This window comes from Brevibacterium sp. FAM 24630 (assembly GCF_049804075.1).
Classification (GTDB): Bacteria; Actinomycetota; Actinomycetes; order Actinomycetales; family Brevibacteriaceae; genus Brevibacterium.
On record NZ_JBNBZD010000001.1, the window covers coordinates 275,745 to 292,239 of the forward strand.

General features: G+C 66.2%; 16 protein-coding genes and 2 tRNA genes. 12 read left to right on the forward strand and 6 right to left on the reverse strand.

The features are described 5' to 3' along the window. Window positions 1–20 precede the first annotated feature (20 nt). Complete coding sequence (locus tag ACPUD7_RS01235) at window positions 21–947, reverse strand: hypothetical protein (protein ID WP_425118854.1); 927 nt, start codon at window positions 945–947, stop codon at window positions 21–23. A gap of 111 nt (window positions 948–1,058) precedes the next feature. Here ACPUD7_RS01235 and ACPUD7_RS01240 point away from each other — a divergent pair, with 111 nt between their 5' ends. Then, window positions 1,059–2,390 carry a glutaminase gene (locus tag ACPUD7_RS01240; protein WP_135539636.1) on the forward strand — a complete coding sequence of 444 codons (1,332 nt, stop codon included), beginning with the start codon at window positions 1,059–1,061 and terminating at the stop codon, window positions 2,388–2,390. Window positions 2,391–2,464: 74 nt separating this feature from the next. Then, entirely contained in the window at window positions 2,465–3,286 is an 822-nt protein-coding gene (locus ACPUD7_RS01245; protein ID WP_425118855.1) for a siderophore-interacting protein, read from the forward strand. A gap of 27 nt (window positions 3,287–3,313) precedes the next feature. Here the strand turns inward: ACPUD7_RS01245 and ACPUD7_RS01250 are convergent, their stop codons facing one another. From ACPUD7_RS01250 to ACPUD7_RS01260, 3 genes are all read right to left on the reverse strand, one after another. Next, a complete protein-coding gene (locus ACPUD7_RS01250; RefSeq protein ID WP_425118856.1) occupies window positions 3,314–4,237 on the reverse strand; it encodes a dihydrodipicolinate synthase family protein in 924 nt (307 codons plus the stop codon). 84 nt (window positions 4,238–4,321) lie between these two features. Then, window positions 4,322–5,200: a ribokinase gene (locus ACPUD7_RS01255; protein ID WP_425118857.1), complete on the reverse strand. Its 879-nt coding sequence runs from the start codon at window positions 5,198–5,200 to the stop codon at window positions 4,322–4,324. 79 nt (window positions 5,201–5,279) lie between these two features. Beyond that, window positions 5,280–5,352 (reverse strand) — tRNA-His (locus ACPUD7_RS01260). Between the two features lie 227 nt (window positions 5,353–5,579). Between ACPUD7_RS01260 and ACPUD7_RS01265 the strand changes: the two genes are divergently transcribed. The 6 genes from ACPUD7_RS01265 to ACPUD7_RS01290 all read left to right on the forward strand — a co-directional run bounded on the left by ACPUD7_RS01265 (window position 5,580) and on the right by ACPUD7_RS01290 (window position 10,712). Further along, window positions 5,580–7,211 carry a hypothetical protein gene (locus ACPUD7_RS01265; protein ID WP_425118858.1) on the forward strand — a complete coding sequence of 544 codons (1,632 nt, stop codon included), beginning with the start codon at window positions 5,580–5,582 and terminating at the stop codon, window positions 7,209–7,211. A gap of 147 nt (window positions 7,212–7,358) precedes the next feature. Next, on the forward strand, window positions 7,359–8,984 hold the full coding sequence (locus tag ACPUD7_RS01270; RefSeq protein ID WP_425118859.1) for a hypothetical protein: 1,626 nt from the start codon (window positions 7,359–7,361) through the stop codon (window positions 8,982–8,984). Window positions 8,985–9,076: 92 nt separating this feature from the next. After that, on the forward strand, window positions 9,077–9,799 hold the full coding sequence (locus ACPUD7_RS01275; RefSeq protein ID WP_425118860.1) for an ASCH domain-containing protein: 723 nt from the start codon (window positions 9,077–9,079) through the stop codon (window positions 9,797–9,799). A gap of 96 nt (window positions 9,800–9,895) precedes the next feature. Continuing rightward, the gene (locus tag ACPUD7_RS01280; protein ID WP_135539651.1) at window positions 9,896–10,183 is read left to right on the forward strand and encodes a DUF3618 domain-containing protein; all 288 of its coding nucleotides are present in this window, start codon (window positions 9,896–9,898) and stop codon (window positions 10,181–10,183) included. Then, complete coding sequence (locus ACPUD7_RS01285; protein WP_135539653.1) at window positions 10,176–10,496, forward strand: GroES family chaperonin; 321 nt, start codon at window positions 10,176–10,178, stop codon at window positions 10,494–10,496. The genes ACPUD7_RS01280 and ACPUD7_RS01285 overlap by 8 nt, the downstream gene beginning before the upstream one ends. A 140-nt stretch (window positions 10,497–10,636) precedes the next feature. Further along, window positions 10,637–10,712: transfer RNA gene (locus ACPUD7_RS01290), tRNA-Lys, on the forward strand. An 81-nt stretch (window positions 10,713–10,793) separates the two neighbouring features. Here ACPUD7_RS01290 and ACPUD7_RS01295 read toward each other — a convergent pair. Together ACPUD7_RS01295 and ACPUD7_RS01300 are read right to left on the reverse strand one after the other, a co-directional pair. Continuing rightward, on the reverse strand, window positions 10,794–11,000 hold the full coding sequence (locus ACPUD7_RS01295; RefSeq protein WP_135541357.1) for a hypothetical protein: 207 nt from the start codon (window positions 10,998–11,000) through the stop codon (window positions 10,794–10,796). A 137-nt stretch (window positions 11,001–11,137) separates the two neighbouring features. Next, window positions 11,138–11,776: a GntR family transcriptional regulator gene (locus tag ACPUD7_RS01300; RefSeq protein ID WP_425118861.1), complete on the reverse strand. Its 639-nt coding sequence runs from the start codon at window positions 11,774–11,776 to the stop codon at window positions 11,138–11,140. 212 nt (window positions 11,777–11,988) lie between these two features. Here ACPUD7_RS01300 and ACPUD7_RS01305 point away from each other — a divergent pair, with 212 nt between their 5' ends. The 4 genes from ACPUD7_RS01305 to ACPUD7_RS01320 are packed head-to-tail and all read left to right on the forward strand — an operon-like array spanning window position 11,989 to window position 16,494. After that, window positions 11,989–13,281 (forward strand): NRAMP family divalent metal transporter, encoded by a 1,293-nt coding sequence (locus tag ACPUD7_RS01305; RefSeq protein ID WP_135541361.1) that lies wholly within the window; start codon window positions 11,989–11,991, stop codon window positions 13,279–13,281. 2 nt (window positions 13,282–13,283) lie between these two features. Further along, the gene (locus tag ACPUD7_RS01310; RefSeq protein ID WP_205683373.1) at window positions 13,284–14,069 is read left to right on the forward strand and encodes a LamB/YcsF family protein; all 786 of its coding nucleotides are present in this window, start codon (window positions 13,284–13,286) and stop codon (window positions 14,067–14,069) included. Further along, a complete protein-coding gene (locus ACPUD7_RS01315; RefSeq protein WP_425118862.1) occupies window positions 14,066–14,851 on the forward strand; it encodes a putative hydro-lyase in 786 nt (261 codons plus the stop codon). The genes ACPUD7_RS01310 and ACPUD7_RS01315 overlap by 4 nt, the downstream gene beginning before the upstream one ends. Continuing rightward, a complete protein-coding gene (locus tag ACPUD7_RS01320) occupies window positions 14,848–16,494 on the forward strand; it encodes a 5-oxoprolinase/urea amidolyase family protein (RefSeq protein ID WP_425118863.1) in 1,647 nt (548 codons plus the stop codon). Before ACPUD7_RS01315 ends, ACPUD7_RS01320 begins: the two co-directional genes overlap by 4 nt. Window position 16,495: the final 1 nt, after the last annotated feature.

Consider the following 16,495-nt stretch of genomic DNA (forward strand, 5'->3'; position numbering starts at 1 on the left):
TTGTCGTTCACTCATTGCCGTCAGCCTCTGCTGTAGGGGCGGGTCGCAGGCACGGTCATGCCCTCCGGCGGTGCGAACGCGACGACGTCGATGTTCTTGCCGTAGCTTCTTCTCACGATCAGCCGACTGCTGTGCTCTCGCTCATCGCCGCTGTGAGCTGCGGTGCCATCATGGGGCGTCGACTCCTCGTCGGTGTTCGACTCCTCGTCTGGGTGCGCATCATCGACCTGTGCGAAGTCGTTGTCCGTGCAGTCGTTCATGAGGTCGAAATCGGTATTCGACACCGGGCAGTACAGCGGCCCGTCGGTGTCGATCGACAGCGTGTGCGTCGTCGTGGTCGTCCTCCCCGCACCGAGTGTGGGCACGGGAAGAACGAGGAACTCCTCCCCTTCCACCGTCAGGAAGACCTTGTCGAGGACGTAGCTGAGCTCGACGACGTGGCGTCCCTCACCCCATGTCGTCGGCATCCCGTCAGCATCCTGCGGACGGAACGAGAAATGAGCCGAGGGGTAGTCGAAGCCCTCCTCGCGTTTCGTCTCGACGTCGATGTCGAGGTCTCCCGCCGTCTTCGGCGACTCCCGGGTCGACCCCTCCTCTGTGCTCAGCTCCACCCCGGTGACCTCGGATGCTTCGGGCATCATCCGCAAACGGCTGCCACTGGCCGGCTTCCGCCCCAGACCGGCGGAGCTGATCCACAGCCCCACCGCATCATCGCCTTCGGGCGGTGTTTCGAAGCTCATCCGCTGACGGATGGTCAGCGTGCCGTCTGTGGACGGGGCCGCCTCGGTGAGGATCTCCACCGGGGTCAGCGCGGTCTCGGGCAGGAGCTGGGACTGTCCCCGGGGTGCCGTGTACCGGATGATCGACGCGACGACGAGGACGGCGACGATGATGACGGCCACGGCCGAGACTGCGAGCCCGATGAGGAACAGCTTGGTCCGGGTCATGGTCCCACCGTATGATCGAGCGCGGTGCCGGGGGTGCGACAACCGGTGCCAGACCTGGAACATCCCTTGGCCGCGGCCGCGCGGACAACCACAACTGCTGCAGGAGGTGCTATGCGATCGCCCATCCCGGATTTCCTCGATGAGACGCTCGACCGTTTCCGTCCCGATCGGTCCGGAGAGAATGCGGACTACATCCCGGATCTCGCCGCGGCCGATTCGGAGAAGCTCGCGATCTGCATCTCCACCCTCGACGGCATCGAATACACCGCCGGGGACGCCGATCACGAATTCTCCATCCAGTCGATGTCGAAGCCCTTCATCTACGGGCTCGCCCTCGAACAGGAAGGCTTGGCCGGGGTCTTCGAGAAGGTCGGCGTCGAACCCAGCGGTGAGAAGTTCAACGAGCTCTCACTCGACAAGATGTCGGGCAAACCGCTCAACCCGATGATCAACGCCGGTGCGATGACCATCCACTCCATCATCGGCGATCCGGGCGCCAGCCTGGCCGAACGCACCGAGATCGTCCGTGCGGGCCTCTCGCGCTTCGCCGGCCGGGAGCTGACCATCGACGAGAACGTCGCCGACGGCGAATGGCGCGAGGCCTACCGCAATGTCGCGATCGCGAACATGCTCCGGTCCTACGACATCTTCTACGACGACCCCGACGAGGTCGTCCGCGGCTACATCGAGCAGTGCTCCATCCTCGTCACCGTCAAGGACCTCGCGATCATGGCCTCGACCCTGGCCGGCGGCGGCCTCAACCCGCTCACCGGGGAGCAGGTGCTCTCTCCCCGAGTCAACCGGCAGGTGCTCGCGGTGATGATGACCTGCGGCATGTACGACGCCGCCGGCGACTGGATGACAGAGATCGGGATCCCCGCCAAGAGCGGCGTCTCCGGCGGAGTCTTCGGAGTCATGCCCGGTCAGGTCGGCATCTCCACGTTCTCTCCGCGCTTGGACAAGCACGGCACGAGCGTGCGGGGGGCGAAGATCTTCCAAGACCTCTCCGACCGGTTGAGCCTGCACATCATGGACGCCCCAGAACCGGCACGCTCGATCATCCGCCGCGACCGCCGTTTCGTCGACGGTCAGGGCAAGACAGTCCGTATCTGCAGCCTGCAGGGACTCATCCAGTGGAGCGGTTCGGAGAACGTGCTGCGGGCCATGGACGAACCGGAATCGAGCACGGACACGTTCGTGCTCGACCTGCGACGGGTCAACGAGATCAACTCGGTGGCCCGGACCATGCTCACCGAGGCCCTGTCCCGCCTCGAGGACGAAGGCACCCGAGTGGTGCTCATGGACCCCGACGACATGATGCAGTGCAAGGGTCCGAACTCGGCGCTGCCGGGCGTGACGATCCTCGATTCGCTCAAATCCGTCAAGGGGCTCAAGCGCATCCGTGACGACCGCCGCCGGGAGATGGCCGAACGCTCCCGGTGACCGTACCCGGCCGTGGACACCACAAGGGTGTTTGATAAGGTGAGCCTAACCGAATCGCTGGAGAAAGGCCGTTGATGACGACCGCACCGACCACACCCGAACGCACTGCCCGACCGGCCCGCCCGCAGGCGATCCTCACCGTCCTCGACGTCACCGAGGTCACGCCGAACCTGGTGCGGGTCCGCCTCGGCGGAGATGACACCTTCGACAACATCACCTCGAACGATGCGACCGACAAGTACGTCAAGCTCCTCTTCGCCGACCCCGCCCACGGTCTCGTTCCGCCCTACGACCTCACCGAGCTGCGCGAACAGGCGCCGGAGAAGCTGCCGAGCCGCCGCACCTACACGATCCGCGAGATCGATGTGGACGAGAAATGGCTGAGCATCGACTTCGTCATCCACGATGCCGACGGCATCGCCGGTCCGTGGGCGAAGGCCGCCGCTCCCGGTGACACGCTCGTCCTCGTCGGCGCCGGAGGCAAGTACGCTCCCGCCGCCGAATCCGACTGGCACCTCATCATCGCCGACCACTCGGCGATTCCCGCAGTGAGTTCGGCGATCGAGGCGATGCCCGCCGATGCGCGCGGTGTCATCGTCGCCTATGTCGCCGAGGCGGCCGACCGTGTGCTGCCCGAGGCACCGGCCGGCATCGACGTGAAGTGGGTGGAATCGTACGAGGAGCTCATCAGCAGCGTGCAGGAACTCGACTGGCTGCCGGGCACCCCGCAGGTCTTCGCCCACGGCGAGCGCGAGAGGGTCAAGGCGATCCGGAAGATCCTCAAGGAACGCGAGGTGCCGAGGGAGGCACTGTCGATCTCGGCATACTGGGCCAGCGGCCGCGCCGAAGACCAGTTCCAGGCCGAGAAGCGCGAACCCATCGGCAAGATCGACTGAGTCGCCCCGGCCGCGACCGGACCGAGCTCAGGCGAGATCGAGGCGGTCGGCCACCTCGGCGACCTTGAGTTTCGCATCCGCGTCGAGGTCCTGGATCGGCAGAGGCAGACTGTTCGCACCCACAAGACCGAGGTGCTCGGCGATGGCTGCGCTCACTCGCAGGCTGCCGCCGAACTCGGTGAAGAGGTCCCACAGCGGCTGGAGTTCGGCGGAGAGCTCACGCGCGATATCGGCGTTGCCGAGTTCGGCCGCGCGGGTGATCTCGAGCATCGGCTCCGGCAGGGTGCCGCCGACAGCTGTGTACCAGGCATCGCAGCCGGCGTTGAGCCCCTCGGCGCCGAACGCGTCGCCGGAGATGCCGATCGACACCTCATTGCCGACGGCCGCGCGGATCTCACCGATGCGCTCGTCCCAACCCGACGGTGAGAGTGCGAGCCCCGGGATCTTGATCGACGCCACACCGTCGAGCGCGGCCAGGCGGGCGTACAGCTCGGTGGAGAAGGTGAAGTGCGTGGTGCCCGGATTGTCGTAGACGACGATCGGCAGGTCGGTGGAGGACGCAACGGTGCCGAAGAGTTCGAAGACCTCGTCGTCGGTCAGGGGCTGATAGCTCACGGGAGCGAGGAGAAGTCCCTGTGCCCCGGCCGCCTCGGCGGAGGCGACATTGGCCAGCACGTCTCTCGTCCGCAGCGCCCCGACGCCGACGAGGACGGGGATGTCGAGAGCGGATTCGACCGTCAGCTGCGCGACTCGGGCGCGCTCCTGCCCGTCGAGGTAGGCATACGACCCTGTCGACCCGAGCGCGGTGATCGAGTCGACACCGGCGAGGACGAGCCTTTCGACGAGTCCGATGAAGGCCTCCTCATCCAGTTCTTCGCCGCGCATCGGGGTGAGCGGGAAGGCGCTCAGTCCGTTGAATACAGACGGGTCGTAGGCGGGTGTCCTCGTCATTGGTCCTCCTCGAGGGGTGGGATGGTTCAAGGGCGGTCGGGAGTGCGCGGGTCTGCGCCGGCGCGGTCCCTGTGGCCGTGACGGTCACTCGGGTTCGTCCGATTCCAGTCTGCCAGGTCGCTCGCGGCCCGGCAGGTACGTCTCGAAGCGATCGAACTCCGGCTGTGCTGAGATGTCCTCGACGGCCGCGGAACCGACGGCGTTCGCCGCCTGCAGCGCCGCCTCGGGACCGAGCCCGGACCGCAGCCCGATGGTCAGGGCCGCGCAGAAGGCGTCCCCGGCTCCCACGGTACTCACGGGGATCGCCGGGGCCGCCTCGGCGAACGCGATCTGCGTGCCACGCGCCACCAGTGCCGAACCTCGAGCACCATAGGTCACGGCCACGAGCTTCGCCTCCTGCAGCTGCGGCAGGAGGGAGTATTCGGTTTCGTTGACGATGAGGAGATCGGCACGGTCGACCACCTCGGCGGGCAGGGGCTGGGCGGGTGCGGCGTTGACGGCGAGGAAGCCGGGCACACGGTCGGCGAGTTCGGTGATGAGGTCCATGGAGATCTCGAGCTGCGTGAGCACGGCCTCACTCTTCGCGAATTCCACGCCGTCGAGGCCGACCAGGGCATTCGCGCCCTCACACACGGCGATCTGGTTCTCACCGGCGGCGTCGACGATGATGAGCGCGGTCCCGGTCTCTGCGTCCACCTCGGCGATATCGGACACGTCGACCCCGGCAGTGCGCAGTGCCTGCAGCATCGCCTGACCTTCGGCGTCGGCACCGACCGCGCCGATCATTCGGGTGCGCGCACCGAGGCGTGCCGCCGCAGCGGCCTGGTTCGCGCCCTTGCCTCCGGGCGAACGGCTCAGGCGGCCGCCGCCGATGGTCTCTCCGGCGGCGGGCAGTCGGGAGGTGGTGGCGGTGATATCGGCGTTGATGCTGCCGACGATCGTCAGGGAGCAGTCGATGGTCATGTCCACCATTATGAACTGCGGGAACGGAAGAAGCCCCGTGATCCTTGATCTCCCAAGGCTCACGGGGCTTCCCGATCGGGGTGAGTAACGGGACTTGAACCCGCGACATCCGCGACCACAACGCGGCGCTCTACCAGCTGAGCTATACCCACCACATGCGCTGCACCACTGGTGCAGACAGCAAGATATATCCTAACCTCACCCACTCGACGCGGGCAAACTCGGGCCGCCCATTGCGGACAATGAGACGCAGATCTCCTCACATGCAACGATTCAGTAGCGTTGTATAACGGTTTCAGAAAACTGGTAGGAGCAGTCCTCGACATTCATTAGGATTGGTTCGGCCCTGTCCTCGACAACCTCCCAAGGAACCCTGTACATGACTCGTGCGTTGATCTCCGTCTCTGAAGACGAGTTCACCTATATCTCCCTCAACGGGGCGACGAGTCGCTATTCGGACATCGGGGAGGCCATCTCGTACCTCGGCGACTATGCACGAGAGACCGCCACTCCCCTGACCGTGACGATCGACGACGGCGAGAAGAAGACCGAAATCTCCATCGATGCGCATGGCAAAGTCGGATCCGCACCGAAGCCAGCGACCGGTGTCGATGCTGCCCAGCCCGAGGTCGGGACAGCCGATACCGTGGCCACCGACCAATCCCCCACCGGCGCCGAGGCGGCCGCGAGCACATCTGCAGACGCGGCGGCAGGGCAGACGGAGCCACCGAGTTCCGACAATGACGGCTATCCGCAGGGGACCCCGTTCTCCGGCCCGGCCGCTCCCGCGGCGCCGAAGGTGAAGAAGACCCGGGTGCGCAAGCACTCTTCTCGCAGCCGCCCGCAGCGGCTGAAGAAGATCACCGTTCCGGGTCTCGTCCTCATCGGCATGGCGATCCTCATGATCGGCGCATTCGTCGTGCCCAATATCGTCCCCGTCGACTCCGACGACACCCCGCAGACGATCGGTTCGGAACAGCAGGTCAATCCGGCCTCAGAACTCTCCGTCGACAAGACCCGCGACGTCGTGCCGAGCTTCGACAACTCCCCCGTCTGGGAAGCCAAGGTGCCCAATCGCGCTTCGGTGACCGCTTCCGATCGCGGCATCCTCCTCGTCGACAAGGGCAGGCTCGAAGTCCTCGACTCCGATACGGGCAAGACGCGTTACAAAGCCAAGATCAACGAGTCTCCGACCTTCGCCGTCGACACCATCATCGATGGCCGCCCGGCCCTGCTGTGGCAGTCCGGCGACACCGCCGAGGCGCTCTTCGACGGCGACAAGAAGCCGAAGTCCTACCAGCTTCCCAAAGATGCTCGCATCACCTCGGCCGGCAAGAGCGTGCTCATCAAGTCCGGCAACAAGCTGTCGACCTTCGGCGCCGACGGCTTGGAGAACGTGCCGACCCCACAGGCGGGTTCGACCCCGATGGCCATCGACAACAATGAGCTCTTCAGCTCCGACTGGCACGGCCCGGTCAAGGCGAAGAACATCGAGACCGGTGCCGAACGCAACATCAAACTCGAACGCCCCGCCGACGGATTCCAGATCATCGACTGGATCTCGGCCGGCCACGGCAAGACCATCACCCTGTGGGGCGAGCAGGGCGCCTCGACGAATTCGGGCCACCGGATCCAGCTCGTCGTCCACTCCCTCGAAGACGGCTCCATCCTCTCGACCGTGACGACGACGACCGACATCGTCGGCGAGAAGACGTGGGTCCGCGGTCAAGCCGGCAAACGCGCCTACATCGGCCCCTACCTCTTCGACCTGCAGTCGGGCCTGCTGCTCATGGACGTCTCCAGCCGAGACATCCACCTCTCCGAACCGCGCGGCACGATCGTGCCCTGCACTATGGACACCAGCACTTCCTGCCTGCTCGCCGGCAAGCAGGCGTTCAAGACCGACACCGACCTGCTTGCAGTCGTCGACGACGGCAACGAAGCCTTGGTGCTCGGTGACGACTCCACCGTTCGGGCCTACCCGAAGAAGTCGGAGGCTCACGATCGCTGAGCCGCCCCTCGCCCCGGCAGCACGCCACGGCGAATCACCCCCGAGGCTTTTACACATCTGTTCAAGATATTAAGATGGCAACGACCTGCCTGCCCGTCATGTCCCCTTGACCGAATGAAGTCGGAATCCCCACCGCGAAGGAACGAAGTGCCAGCAATACGCCAGTTCAACCGCAGAATCGCCGCTATCGGCGCTGCGTTTGCCCTGGCAGCACTCCCTGTTTCCAGCACGATCACCCCCGCATTCGCCGAGCCGGATCCGACCCCTTCCGCCGAATCAGGTGCGGCAGGCACAGCCGACACCGAGGCGGCCAGCAGTGCCGATGCGGACGATTCCTCCGGTGCCGACGAGGGCAGCTCCGACACCGGATCCTCGAAGAACGAGGGCTCCAGCACCGACAACGGGGTCACCGAGGTCGAAGGCGAGACTGAAGCCGGGGGCAGTTCCGATCCGGATCCCGACTACGACACGGCATGCAAGGCCCCTGAAAAAGACGAGCCGGTTCCGGGCACAGACGGGCCGTGCGAGACCGATGAACCGCTGAAAGCGAAGTGGCACCCGGGGAGCAAGACACTGACCGTCACCAAACCGAAGAACAAGCCTGGCAGCCTCCCCGAGAGCTGGGTCGGCGTAGCCTTCGATAACCCTGGACGAAACACGGTCAGCGTTCCGGTCCAGTCGGAGCGGCGCTCGGCGGGCGATGACTCCACCCGCTCGGCTCACAGTGATTCGGACACCGATGACAGTGGACGCTCCGTCGCCGAGGCTGCGGCTCAGGCAGACGCCCCCGCGAGCTTTGAGATCAATTCCGAGGGCGAGATCTTGGCCGAAGGCGCTGACGAACCCATGAAGTTCACGAGCTTCAAATCCGACCCGAAGTGGAGCTTCACCGCCGACGGCACATCCATCACCGCCGAAGGAAAGCGGTACCCGGATGACTCCGGCGGTGCCGACAGCGACGACGACGGCTCCTCTTCCAGCGGTTCGACGGCAGGTTCCGACGACAACTCGAACGCGGACAGCGAGCTCACCGCGTCAAAGGACTCGAATGCCGGTGACGACTCGTCGAATCCGTCAGGCAAGACCGACGGTTCCTCTTCCGACAGCAACACCGGTGAGGACAAATCCTCCGACACCGACGGCACCAGCGCCGACGATGGTTCGTCCTCCACCAGCGACTCTTCCCGAGACGACAACGCGTCTGGGGCCAAGACCACCTCGTCCGATAAAGACGCCGACGGACGCAACTCGAACTCCGACACCGGTTCGCGGGCCGAGGCATCAGGCAGCAGTGATTCCGAAGGCTCTGCATCCGATTCGGACTCAGGGAAAGACAAAGACAAGGACTCAGGCAAAGACAACGAGAAGGACTCGGACAAGGACGGTTCCGGCTCCACGCTCGGCACGTCCGACGCCAACGGCACCACTCCTGACCCCTCGAACGGCAACGGCTCGCAGGACGGGCGAGAAACCATCCCCGGCACCACCGGCGACGAATGGCTGCCCGGAGACGAGGACTCCGAACACCAACCGGACTACTCCGACCCGGTACCGCGCAACCCCGACGAGCCTGCCCCCAAAGACGACTCCGATCTCATCACCGGCGGCGACCAACCCTCCCCGCGGGCCAATCAGCACCCGGCGACCTCATTCGGCGAGTCCATCATCTCCACGATCGTGAGCTCCTGGCCAGTCTTCGTCCTCGCCGCCTCGGGCATGGCCGCGGTCGGCTTCATCATCTACCTCATGGGACGTCGCGGAAAGCAGGACTGAGGCCGGCCGCGGAAGTGGTCCGGCCGCCTCGGTGAGCGATTTCTTCTCCTCGTCCCGGTCCGATCCGGCAATCCTCGCCTAAGATCGCTGACATGGATCTCTTCGACTCCGAACTGCGCGTGATCGCCGCGGCCGAGGACCTCGCGCGGACGCTCGGAGCCGACGCGAACCACACTGTCGCCGCGGCCGCGATGGACACGACCGGCCGCATCCACACCGGGGTCAATGTGGACCACTTCACCGGCGGACCCTGCGCGGAACTCGTGATGATCGGCAGCGCCGCGGCCGCAGGAGCGGGCCCGCTGGTCACCATCGCCGCGGTCGGCGACCACGACCGAGGACTGCTCGCACCGTGCGGACGCTGCCGGCAGGTCATCCTCGACCTCCACCCCGACGCCCTCGTGGCGATCCCCGACAAAGCCACCGGCGAGCGGTCGATCGCGCCGATACCCGCGCTCCTCCCCCACGCCTACCGCCACCCCGACGCAGCACCGATGCGGCTGCTGCGCTTCAACGCCCGCTACCGCGAGGCGGTCATGAACGGAACGAAGACGCTGACGGTGCGCTGGAACGAAGCTCATCGCACGGGTTCCGCACTGGCCTATTTCGAGGGCACCGAGCACGGTGCCGTCCCCGTGAGCATCACCTCGGTGACGGCAGAACGACTCAGCGAACTCAGCGCAGCAGACCTCGAACTCAGCCGACCCGGCGGCCTGGACCGCTATCGTGCGAACCTCCGCGACCACTACCCGGCCATGCCGGACGACGCAATCGTCGAAATCGTAAGATTCCGTCGAACCGCGCCCGATATCTGACACTCACTGTGCCCAGCCGCTAAGCTGGACAGCGAAGCACTGTGGCACAAGGTCACAGGCGCAAGAATGCATTCTCGACCGGGAGGACTCGACCCGATGACTGACAACGTCTACACCTCAGATGTGACCGTCGACCAGGCAACACCTGCACAGCTCGCGGAGTCGATCCGTCTGCGTGAGGAACGCATCGCGGACAACATCGACGAGCTCGTCGGCCGCATCCACCCGAAGGTGCTCGCGACGCGCGCCGTCAACAAGGCGAAGTCAGAGGTCGTCGAGGAAGACGGTTCACCCAAGCCCGAGATCATTGCGCTCGGTGCAGGTGCCGTGCTCGGCGTTGCTGCTCTCATCGTCGGCCTGTCCGGTCGGGGCAAGCGTGGCTGATGCCGCTCTGCCGATCCGGATGCTCCATGACCGGATCCTGCTCGAACCCGGCGCGGAAGCCGGTGAGCGCAAATCCTCGGCGGGCATCGTCATTCCCGCCACCGCCAGCATGGGCCGGCGCCTCGTCTGGGGCAGGGCCGTGGCGGCGGGCCCGCACGTGAGGCAGGCCAACCTCGGCGACACCGTCCTCTACGACCCCGAAGAGCTCGCCGAGGTGGAGCTCGAGGGGCGGGTCTATGTGCTCCTGCGTGAGCGCGACGTCCACGCGATCGCCGAACCTGCCGAGCAGTCCAGTTCCGGCATGTATCTGTGACGTTCCGGGCTGTCCCTCAGCGGGCCTCTGACCAGGGGCTTGCGACCTTCATCACAAAATCGGACGGGGGCCGATCTCGGTTTGCATGATCGGCGAACACCTGAGTAATATTAATTCTCGTTGCGCAACATGTGCGGCACGCACCTCTAGCTCAATTGGTAGAGCAACTGACTCTTAATCAGTGTGTTCCGGGTTCGAGTCCCGGGGGGTGCACCACAGATCGAGAACCGCCATTCGGATGATCCGGGTGGCGGTTCTTCGTCATTCACACCGGCAGTCGACTCTGCCGGATGCCTCTCATCTGCGGCTCTTGATCCCGGGACGGACTCGATTGTCCATCCGAGTCCGGTACGGCCGGAGCGCTTTGTCGGAGACTCCGCACCCGGCTTCGCATTCGAGCAGCGGGGCATTCGCCAGTGGCGCCTCGGCGCCGGGTTCGATGGTGCCGGCGGTGTCGATGAGACGGCAGTAGCAGTCCGGACACAGGAATGGTGCATATCTCATACAGATGCTCCTCATGGGCCAGACTCCGCTGACCTGTCATTGGGCATGCGGGCCACGGGCCGACATGAGCGCATGCAATCTGCACGCACCGTCGTTTTCAGACTAGCAGTCGCAGATGTGTGCCGGACGCGATTCGCTCAGGCTTGGCCGGCCCGAGCATAGGCGCCGAGGACCTGACGCTCGGAGTCTCCGAGGTAGGTTGCAAGCTTCTCCGCGGCAGCGCCCGGGCTGTCCTCGAGGTAGGTCTCGAGCACCTGGTGATTGCGGCCGATGAACGGCGCGTGCAGATAGTCGAGGACCTCGACCTTGAGGAAGGCCAAACGCAGCTCGGCGAGCACATTGGCAAACGAACGCATCAGCCGCCTGCTGTCCGAGAGCGAGACCACCGCGTTGTGGAAGGCCATGTTCGCCGTGCCCACGCTCATCCAGTCCTCGGCCGCCGCCGCAGTTTCCGCGGCTTCGATGGCCACTCTCATCTGCGTCGCGTTCGGGTGGTTCCTCTGCGCGTGCTCGAGCACCGAGCATTCGACGTGATGACGGACCCGGTAGATGTCGATGACGTCGGCCGTGCTCGGCGAGGCCACGGACACGCCTCGGTGCGGGATATGTGTGACCAGCCCCTGCTCCCCGAGCACCCGGAACGCTTCGCGCAGGGTATTGCGGGAGACGTCGAACTCCTTGGCCAGAGACGTTTCGGACAAGCGGTCGCCGGGGCGCAGCTCACCGGCGATGAGCCGCTCGGTGAGTCTGTTGACCAGGGAGGATTCGTGATTCACACCTCCATCCTAATGACACATGCCCGTGACCGGTGACGTTCTGTCGACAGTTTCCGCAAGAAAATGTGATCTGGGTCTACCTCTGTTGAACAATCAATGCTAGATTGTATAGCGATCTTCCGGATTGCGGTCGAGCGCCGACACTGCGGTCACCTCGATTTCGCTTTCGGATCGTCACCACACCAGGCCCCGTCACACAGTCGGAGACTCCAATGTCGCAATCACCGGAACCCCAACCATCCGGTTCTTCCTCGAACGCCGCCACCGGTTCGCAGCCGAACACCTTGGACGGCAAGATCAGCCGCACCGCCATCATCGGTGCCATCTTCCTCATGGCCACCTCGGCGATCGGGCCGGGATTCATCACGCAGACGGCCACGTTCACCGCCCAGATGGGTGCGGCCTTCGCCTTCGCGATCTTCGTGTCGATCCTCATCGACATCGCCATTCAGCTCAATGTCTGGCGGATGGTGACCTCCTCGGGCAAACGCGCCGCGCAGCTGGCATCCTCGGCCGTCCCCGGATCGGGCATCGTCCTCTCGATCCTCATCGTCATCGGCGGCCTGGCCTTCAACATCGGCAACATCGCCGGCGGTGGCCTCGGCCTCAACGCGCTGCTGGGCATCGACCCGAAGCTCGGCGGTCTCGTCACAGGAGTGCTGGCCATCGGGATCTTCCTGTTCAAACGCGCCGGCAAGGTCGTCGACACCGTCGTGCTCGTCCTCGGCGTCGGGATGATCATCCTCACCTGCATCGTCGCGATCGTGTCGAATCCGCCCGTCGGCGAGGCGATCAAGCAGTCCTTCGTCCCCGACACCATCAACTTCGCGACCGTGACGACCATCGTCGGCGGCACAGTCGGCGGCTACATCACCTACTCCGGCGCTCACCGCTACCTCGACTCGGGCAAGATCGGACCGCAGCACGCTCCCTCGGTCATGCGCTCGGCGCTGTCGGGAATCCTCGTCACCGGCATCATGCGCTACGTGCTCTTCCTCGCCATCCTCGGCGTCGTCGCCTCCGGAGTCGCCCTCGACCTCGACTCGAATGTCGCGAACCCGGCCGGTCAGGCCTTCGCCGCCGTGCTCGGCGATGCCGGAATGCGCATCTTCGGGGCGATCTTCTGGGCTGCGGCACTGAGCTCGGTCATCGGCGCCGCCTACACCTCGGCGACCTTCCTCTCGGCGTTCTCCACGCGCCTCGCAGGCGGCTGGCCGCTGCAGCTGGCGACCGTGACCTTCATCGTCGTCTCACTCATCGTCTACCTCATCGTCGGCACCGCACCGGCTACGCTGCTCGTCTTCGTCGGCGGCTTCAACGGCCTCATCCTGCCCATCGGCCTGACGATCTTCATGTACATCGGCTGGTTCAGACCACGCCTGCTGAGCACGGACGCGTACCCGAAGTGGTTGCTCATCATCGGCACCGCGGCAACACTGGTCACGTGGTACACGGCTGTGCAGTCCATCGGCCCCATCTTCGCAATGATCGGAATCGGAGGGTGACAATGACCACCACGAACGAACTGAGAATCGACCTCAACTCTGACCTCGGGGAGAACGTACCCGACCGTGTCGTCAGCGACGATGCGGCCATGCTCGGCCTCGTCACGAGCGCCAACGTCTCGTGCGGCTTCCATGCCGGCAACCCCGAAGGCATCCGGGCCACCGTCGATGCCGCCACCCGCGGCGGCGTCGTCATCGGCGCCCACCCCGGCTACGACGACTACGAAGGCTTCGGTCGACGCGCCCTCGACGTCCCGGCCGCAACCCTGCAGGCTCAGGTCGAATACCAGATCGGCGCCCTCCTCGGCCTGACCACCGCGGTCGGCGGCACGGTCTCCTACGTCAAGCCGCACGGCGGGCTGTACAACGCGATCGTCCGCGACCAGGCGCAGGCGAAGGTCGTCGTCGATGCGGTCAAGGCCGTCGACGACTCCCTTGTCTTCTTGGGCCTCGCCGGCAGCGTGGCCAACCGGGTTGCCGCCGAGGCCGGTCTGACGGTCGCTGCCGAAGCCTTCGCCGACCGCGCGTACAACCCCGACGGTTCCCTGGTCTCCCGCAGCGAGCCGAATGCCGTCCTCCACGACCCCGAGGCCGTGGCCGCCCGCGTGCTGCGTCTCGTCCAGACCGGTCAGGTCGAAGCGATCGACGGCAGCCTCGTCGATGTCGACGCCCAATCGATCTGCTTCCACGGCGATTCGCAGGGATCGATCGACATGGCCCGCGCCGCGCGCGAGCTCCTCGAATCCGAAGGAGTCACCATCGCCGCATTCGCCGGAGCCGGGCGATGAGCGCGAAGTCCACCGCCGGTGCCGAAGCCCGCGCCCGCATCCGGGCCGGGGCCTCGGAGCCCACCTCGGGGATGGCGCCGGGCCTCGTCCAGGCGAACCTCATCTCCGTGCCCGCCGACTGGGCCTTCGACGTCCTGCTGTTCACCCAACGCAACCCGAAGCCGTGCCCGGTCATCGACGTCCTCGAACCCGGGCAGGTCGAATCGGGTCTGGCCCCGGGCAGCGATCTGCGCACCGACATCCCCGGCTACCGGATCTGGGAGAACGGCCGGCTCACCGGTGAGGTCACCGACGCCACGCATGCGTGGGAGGAACACCCGGACCTCGTGTCCTTCCTCATCGGCTGCTCCTTCACCTTCGAAAACGCACTCACCGAGGCGGGCATCCCGATCCGTCACCAGGACGCCGGACGCAATGTGCCGATGTACCGCACCTCCACCGCGTGCGCCCCGGCCGGTCGGATCAGCGGAGACATGGTCGTGTCCATGCGCCCGATCCCGGCCGCCCAGGTCGCCGAGGCGGTGCGCATCACCGACCGCTTCCCCGCCGTCCACGGCGCTCCCGTCCACATCGGCGAACCCGCTCAGATCGGCATCACCGACCTGAGCACACCGGATTTCGGAGACGCCCCAGCCATCGCCGACGGTGACATTCCCGTGTTCTGGGCGTGCGGAGTCACCCCGCAGGCAGCCGTCCAAGCCTCGGGGGTGCCGTTTGCGATCACGCACTCACCAGGGAAGATGTTCATCACCGACGAACCGGAAGACACCTACCGCCAATGACGACCGACCTGACCTTCCACACCGCTTCCCGGCGTCACCTCCTCGTCGAATGCGCCGACCTGGCCGCGACGATGACCCTGCACCAGAGCCTGGACGCGGCTGACCTGCCCGGCGTCGTCGAGCTCATCCCCGCCGCCCGCACCGTGCTCATCGACTTCGATCCCCGCCGCACCGACGCCGGGATCCTCGAGCAGGCGATCCGCGGGCTCGACCGCACCGAATCCGCCTCGGCTGCGGCTCGGGAGGTCAGCATCCCGGTGACCTACGACGGGGAAGACCTCGCCGAGGTGGCCGAACTCCTCTCCGTCTCCCCCACCGAGATCATCGCCCGTCACCAAGCGGCGACCTGGGAGGTCGCATTCGCCGGGTTCGCTCCCGGTTTCGGCTACCTCGCCGGTGACGACGAACTCTTCGATGTTCCTCGCCGCTCCTCCCCGCGCACCCGTGTGCCCGTGGGTGCGGTGGCCCTGGCCGGCGAGTTCACCGGCGTCTACCCTCGATCCTCCCCCGGCGGGTGGCAGCTCATCGGACGCACCGATGCGAAACTGTGGGATCTCGACCAGCAGCCCCCGGCTCTGTTCGTCCCCGGCACGATCGTGACGTTCACCGATGCGGAGCGGGACTCCATCAGCGTGGGACACGAGGCAGCGAGCACGAGCGCGGACGCGGACGAACAGGCCGGAGCGTCTGCTCCGGCGACGGAGGCGAGCGCGTCATCGGCACACACCCTCGAGGTCCTCCGCCCCGGTCTGCAGCTGCTCGTCCAAGACCTCGGGCGTCCCGGCTTCGCCTCGATGGGCGTCAGCAGTGCCGGAGCCGCCGACCGCACGGCCCTGACGACCGCGAACCGGCTCGTCGGAAACGCCGAAGACGCGGCCGGACTCGAGAGCTTCGGCGGCGGGGCACGGCTGCGGTTCACCGGTGACGGAGTCGCCGCGGTCGCCGGAGCCGACGGGACGATCACCGTCACCGCCGGCGATGGCACGGTGTACACGCCCCGCCTCGGCGAGGCCTTCGCTGTGGCCGACGGGGACGAACTCGAACTCGGCACCACCACCCGCGGCATCCGCCGCTACCTCGCCCTCCGCGGCGGCATCGACGTCACCACGGCCTTGGACAGTGCGTCGGCGGACACACTCGCGGGACTCGGGCCGGCAGCCCTCGGCAAGGGCACGACGCTCGACCTGCACACCCCCGTCGCCGCACCCCACCTCGTCGATCCGGTCCCAGCTGCCGCACGCGACCTGCCCCAGCCCGGTCAGACCGTGACTCTGACGGTGACCTTGGGCCCGCGGGAGGACTGGTTCACCTCGGCCGGCATCGACACTCTCCTGTCTCAGGAGTGGACGGTCACCCACGAATCCGACCGGGTCGGGCTGCGCCTGTCCGGTGAGGTCCCGCTCGAACGTGCCCGCACCGGCGAGCTGCCGAGCGAGGGCGCGGTCACCGGGGCGCTGCAGGTCCCGCCGAACGGACAGCCGGTGCTCTTCGGCCCGGACCATCCGCTCACCGGCGGCTACCCGATCATCGCCAGCGTCGACGACACCGACCTCGCCGCGCAGCTGGCTCCGGGTGTCACGCTGCGCTTCACCACCTCTGCCCGTGCACACGGGGCACCCCGCACACACGAGAACGAAAGCTGAA

Coding starts and splice junctions, on each gene's coding strand:
- ACPUD7_RS01255 (WP_425118857.1), bottom strand. CDS start 5,200: ATGACCATCGACTGCTCCCTGACGATCGTCGGCAGCATCAACGCCGAT.
- ACPUD7_RS01275 (WP_425118860.1), top strand. CDS start 9,077: ATGGATCTCTTCGACTCCGAACTGCGCGTGATCGCCGCGGCCGAGGAC.
- ACPUD7_RS01240 (WP_135539636.1), top strand. CDS start 1,059: ATGCGATCGCCCATCCCGGATTTCCTCGATGAGACGCTCGACCGTTTC.
- ACPUD7_RS01265 (WP_425118858.1), top strand. CDS start 5,580: ATGACTCGTGCGTTGATCTCCGTCTCTGAAGACGAGTTCACCTATATC.
- ACPUD7_RS01305 (WP_135541361.1), top strand. CDS start 11,989: ATGTCGCAATCACCGGAACCCCAACCATCCGGTTCTTCCTCGAACGCC.
- ACPUD7_RS01310 (WP_205683373.1), top strand. CDS start 13,284: ATGACCACCACGAACGAACTGAGAATCGACCTCAACTCTGACCTCGGG.
- ACPUD7_RS01315 (WP_425118862.1), top strand. CDS start 14,066: ATGAGCGCGAAGTCCACCGCCGGTGCCGAAGCCCGCGCCCGCATCCGG.
- ACPUD7_RS01280 (WP_135539651.1), top strand. CDS start 9,896: ATGACTGACAACGTCTACACCTCAGATGTGACCGTCGACCAGGCAACA.
- ACPUD7_RS01245 (WP_425118855.1), top strand. CDS start 2,465: ATGACGACCGCACCGACCACACCCGAACGCACTGCCCGACCGGCCCGC.
- ACPUD7_RS01250 (WP_425118856.1), bottom strand. CDS start 4,237: ATGACGAGGACACCCGCCTACGACCCGTCTGTATTCAACGGACTGAGC.
- ACPUD7_RS01295 (WP_135541357.1), bottom strand. CDS start 11,000: ATGAGATATGCACCATTCCTGTGTCCGGACTGCTACTGCCGTCTCATC.
- ACPUD7_RS01320 (WP_425118863.1), top strand. CDS start 14,848: ATGACGACCGACCTGACCTTCCACACCGCTTCCCGGCGTCACCTCCTC.
- ACPUD7_RS01235 (WP_425118854.1), bottom strand. CDS start 947: ATGACCCGGACCAAGCTGTTCCTCATCGGGCTCGCAGTCTCGGCCGTG.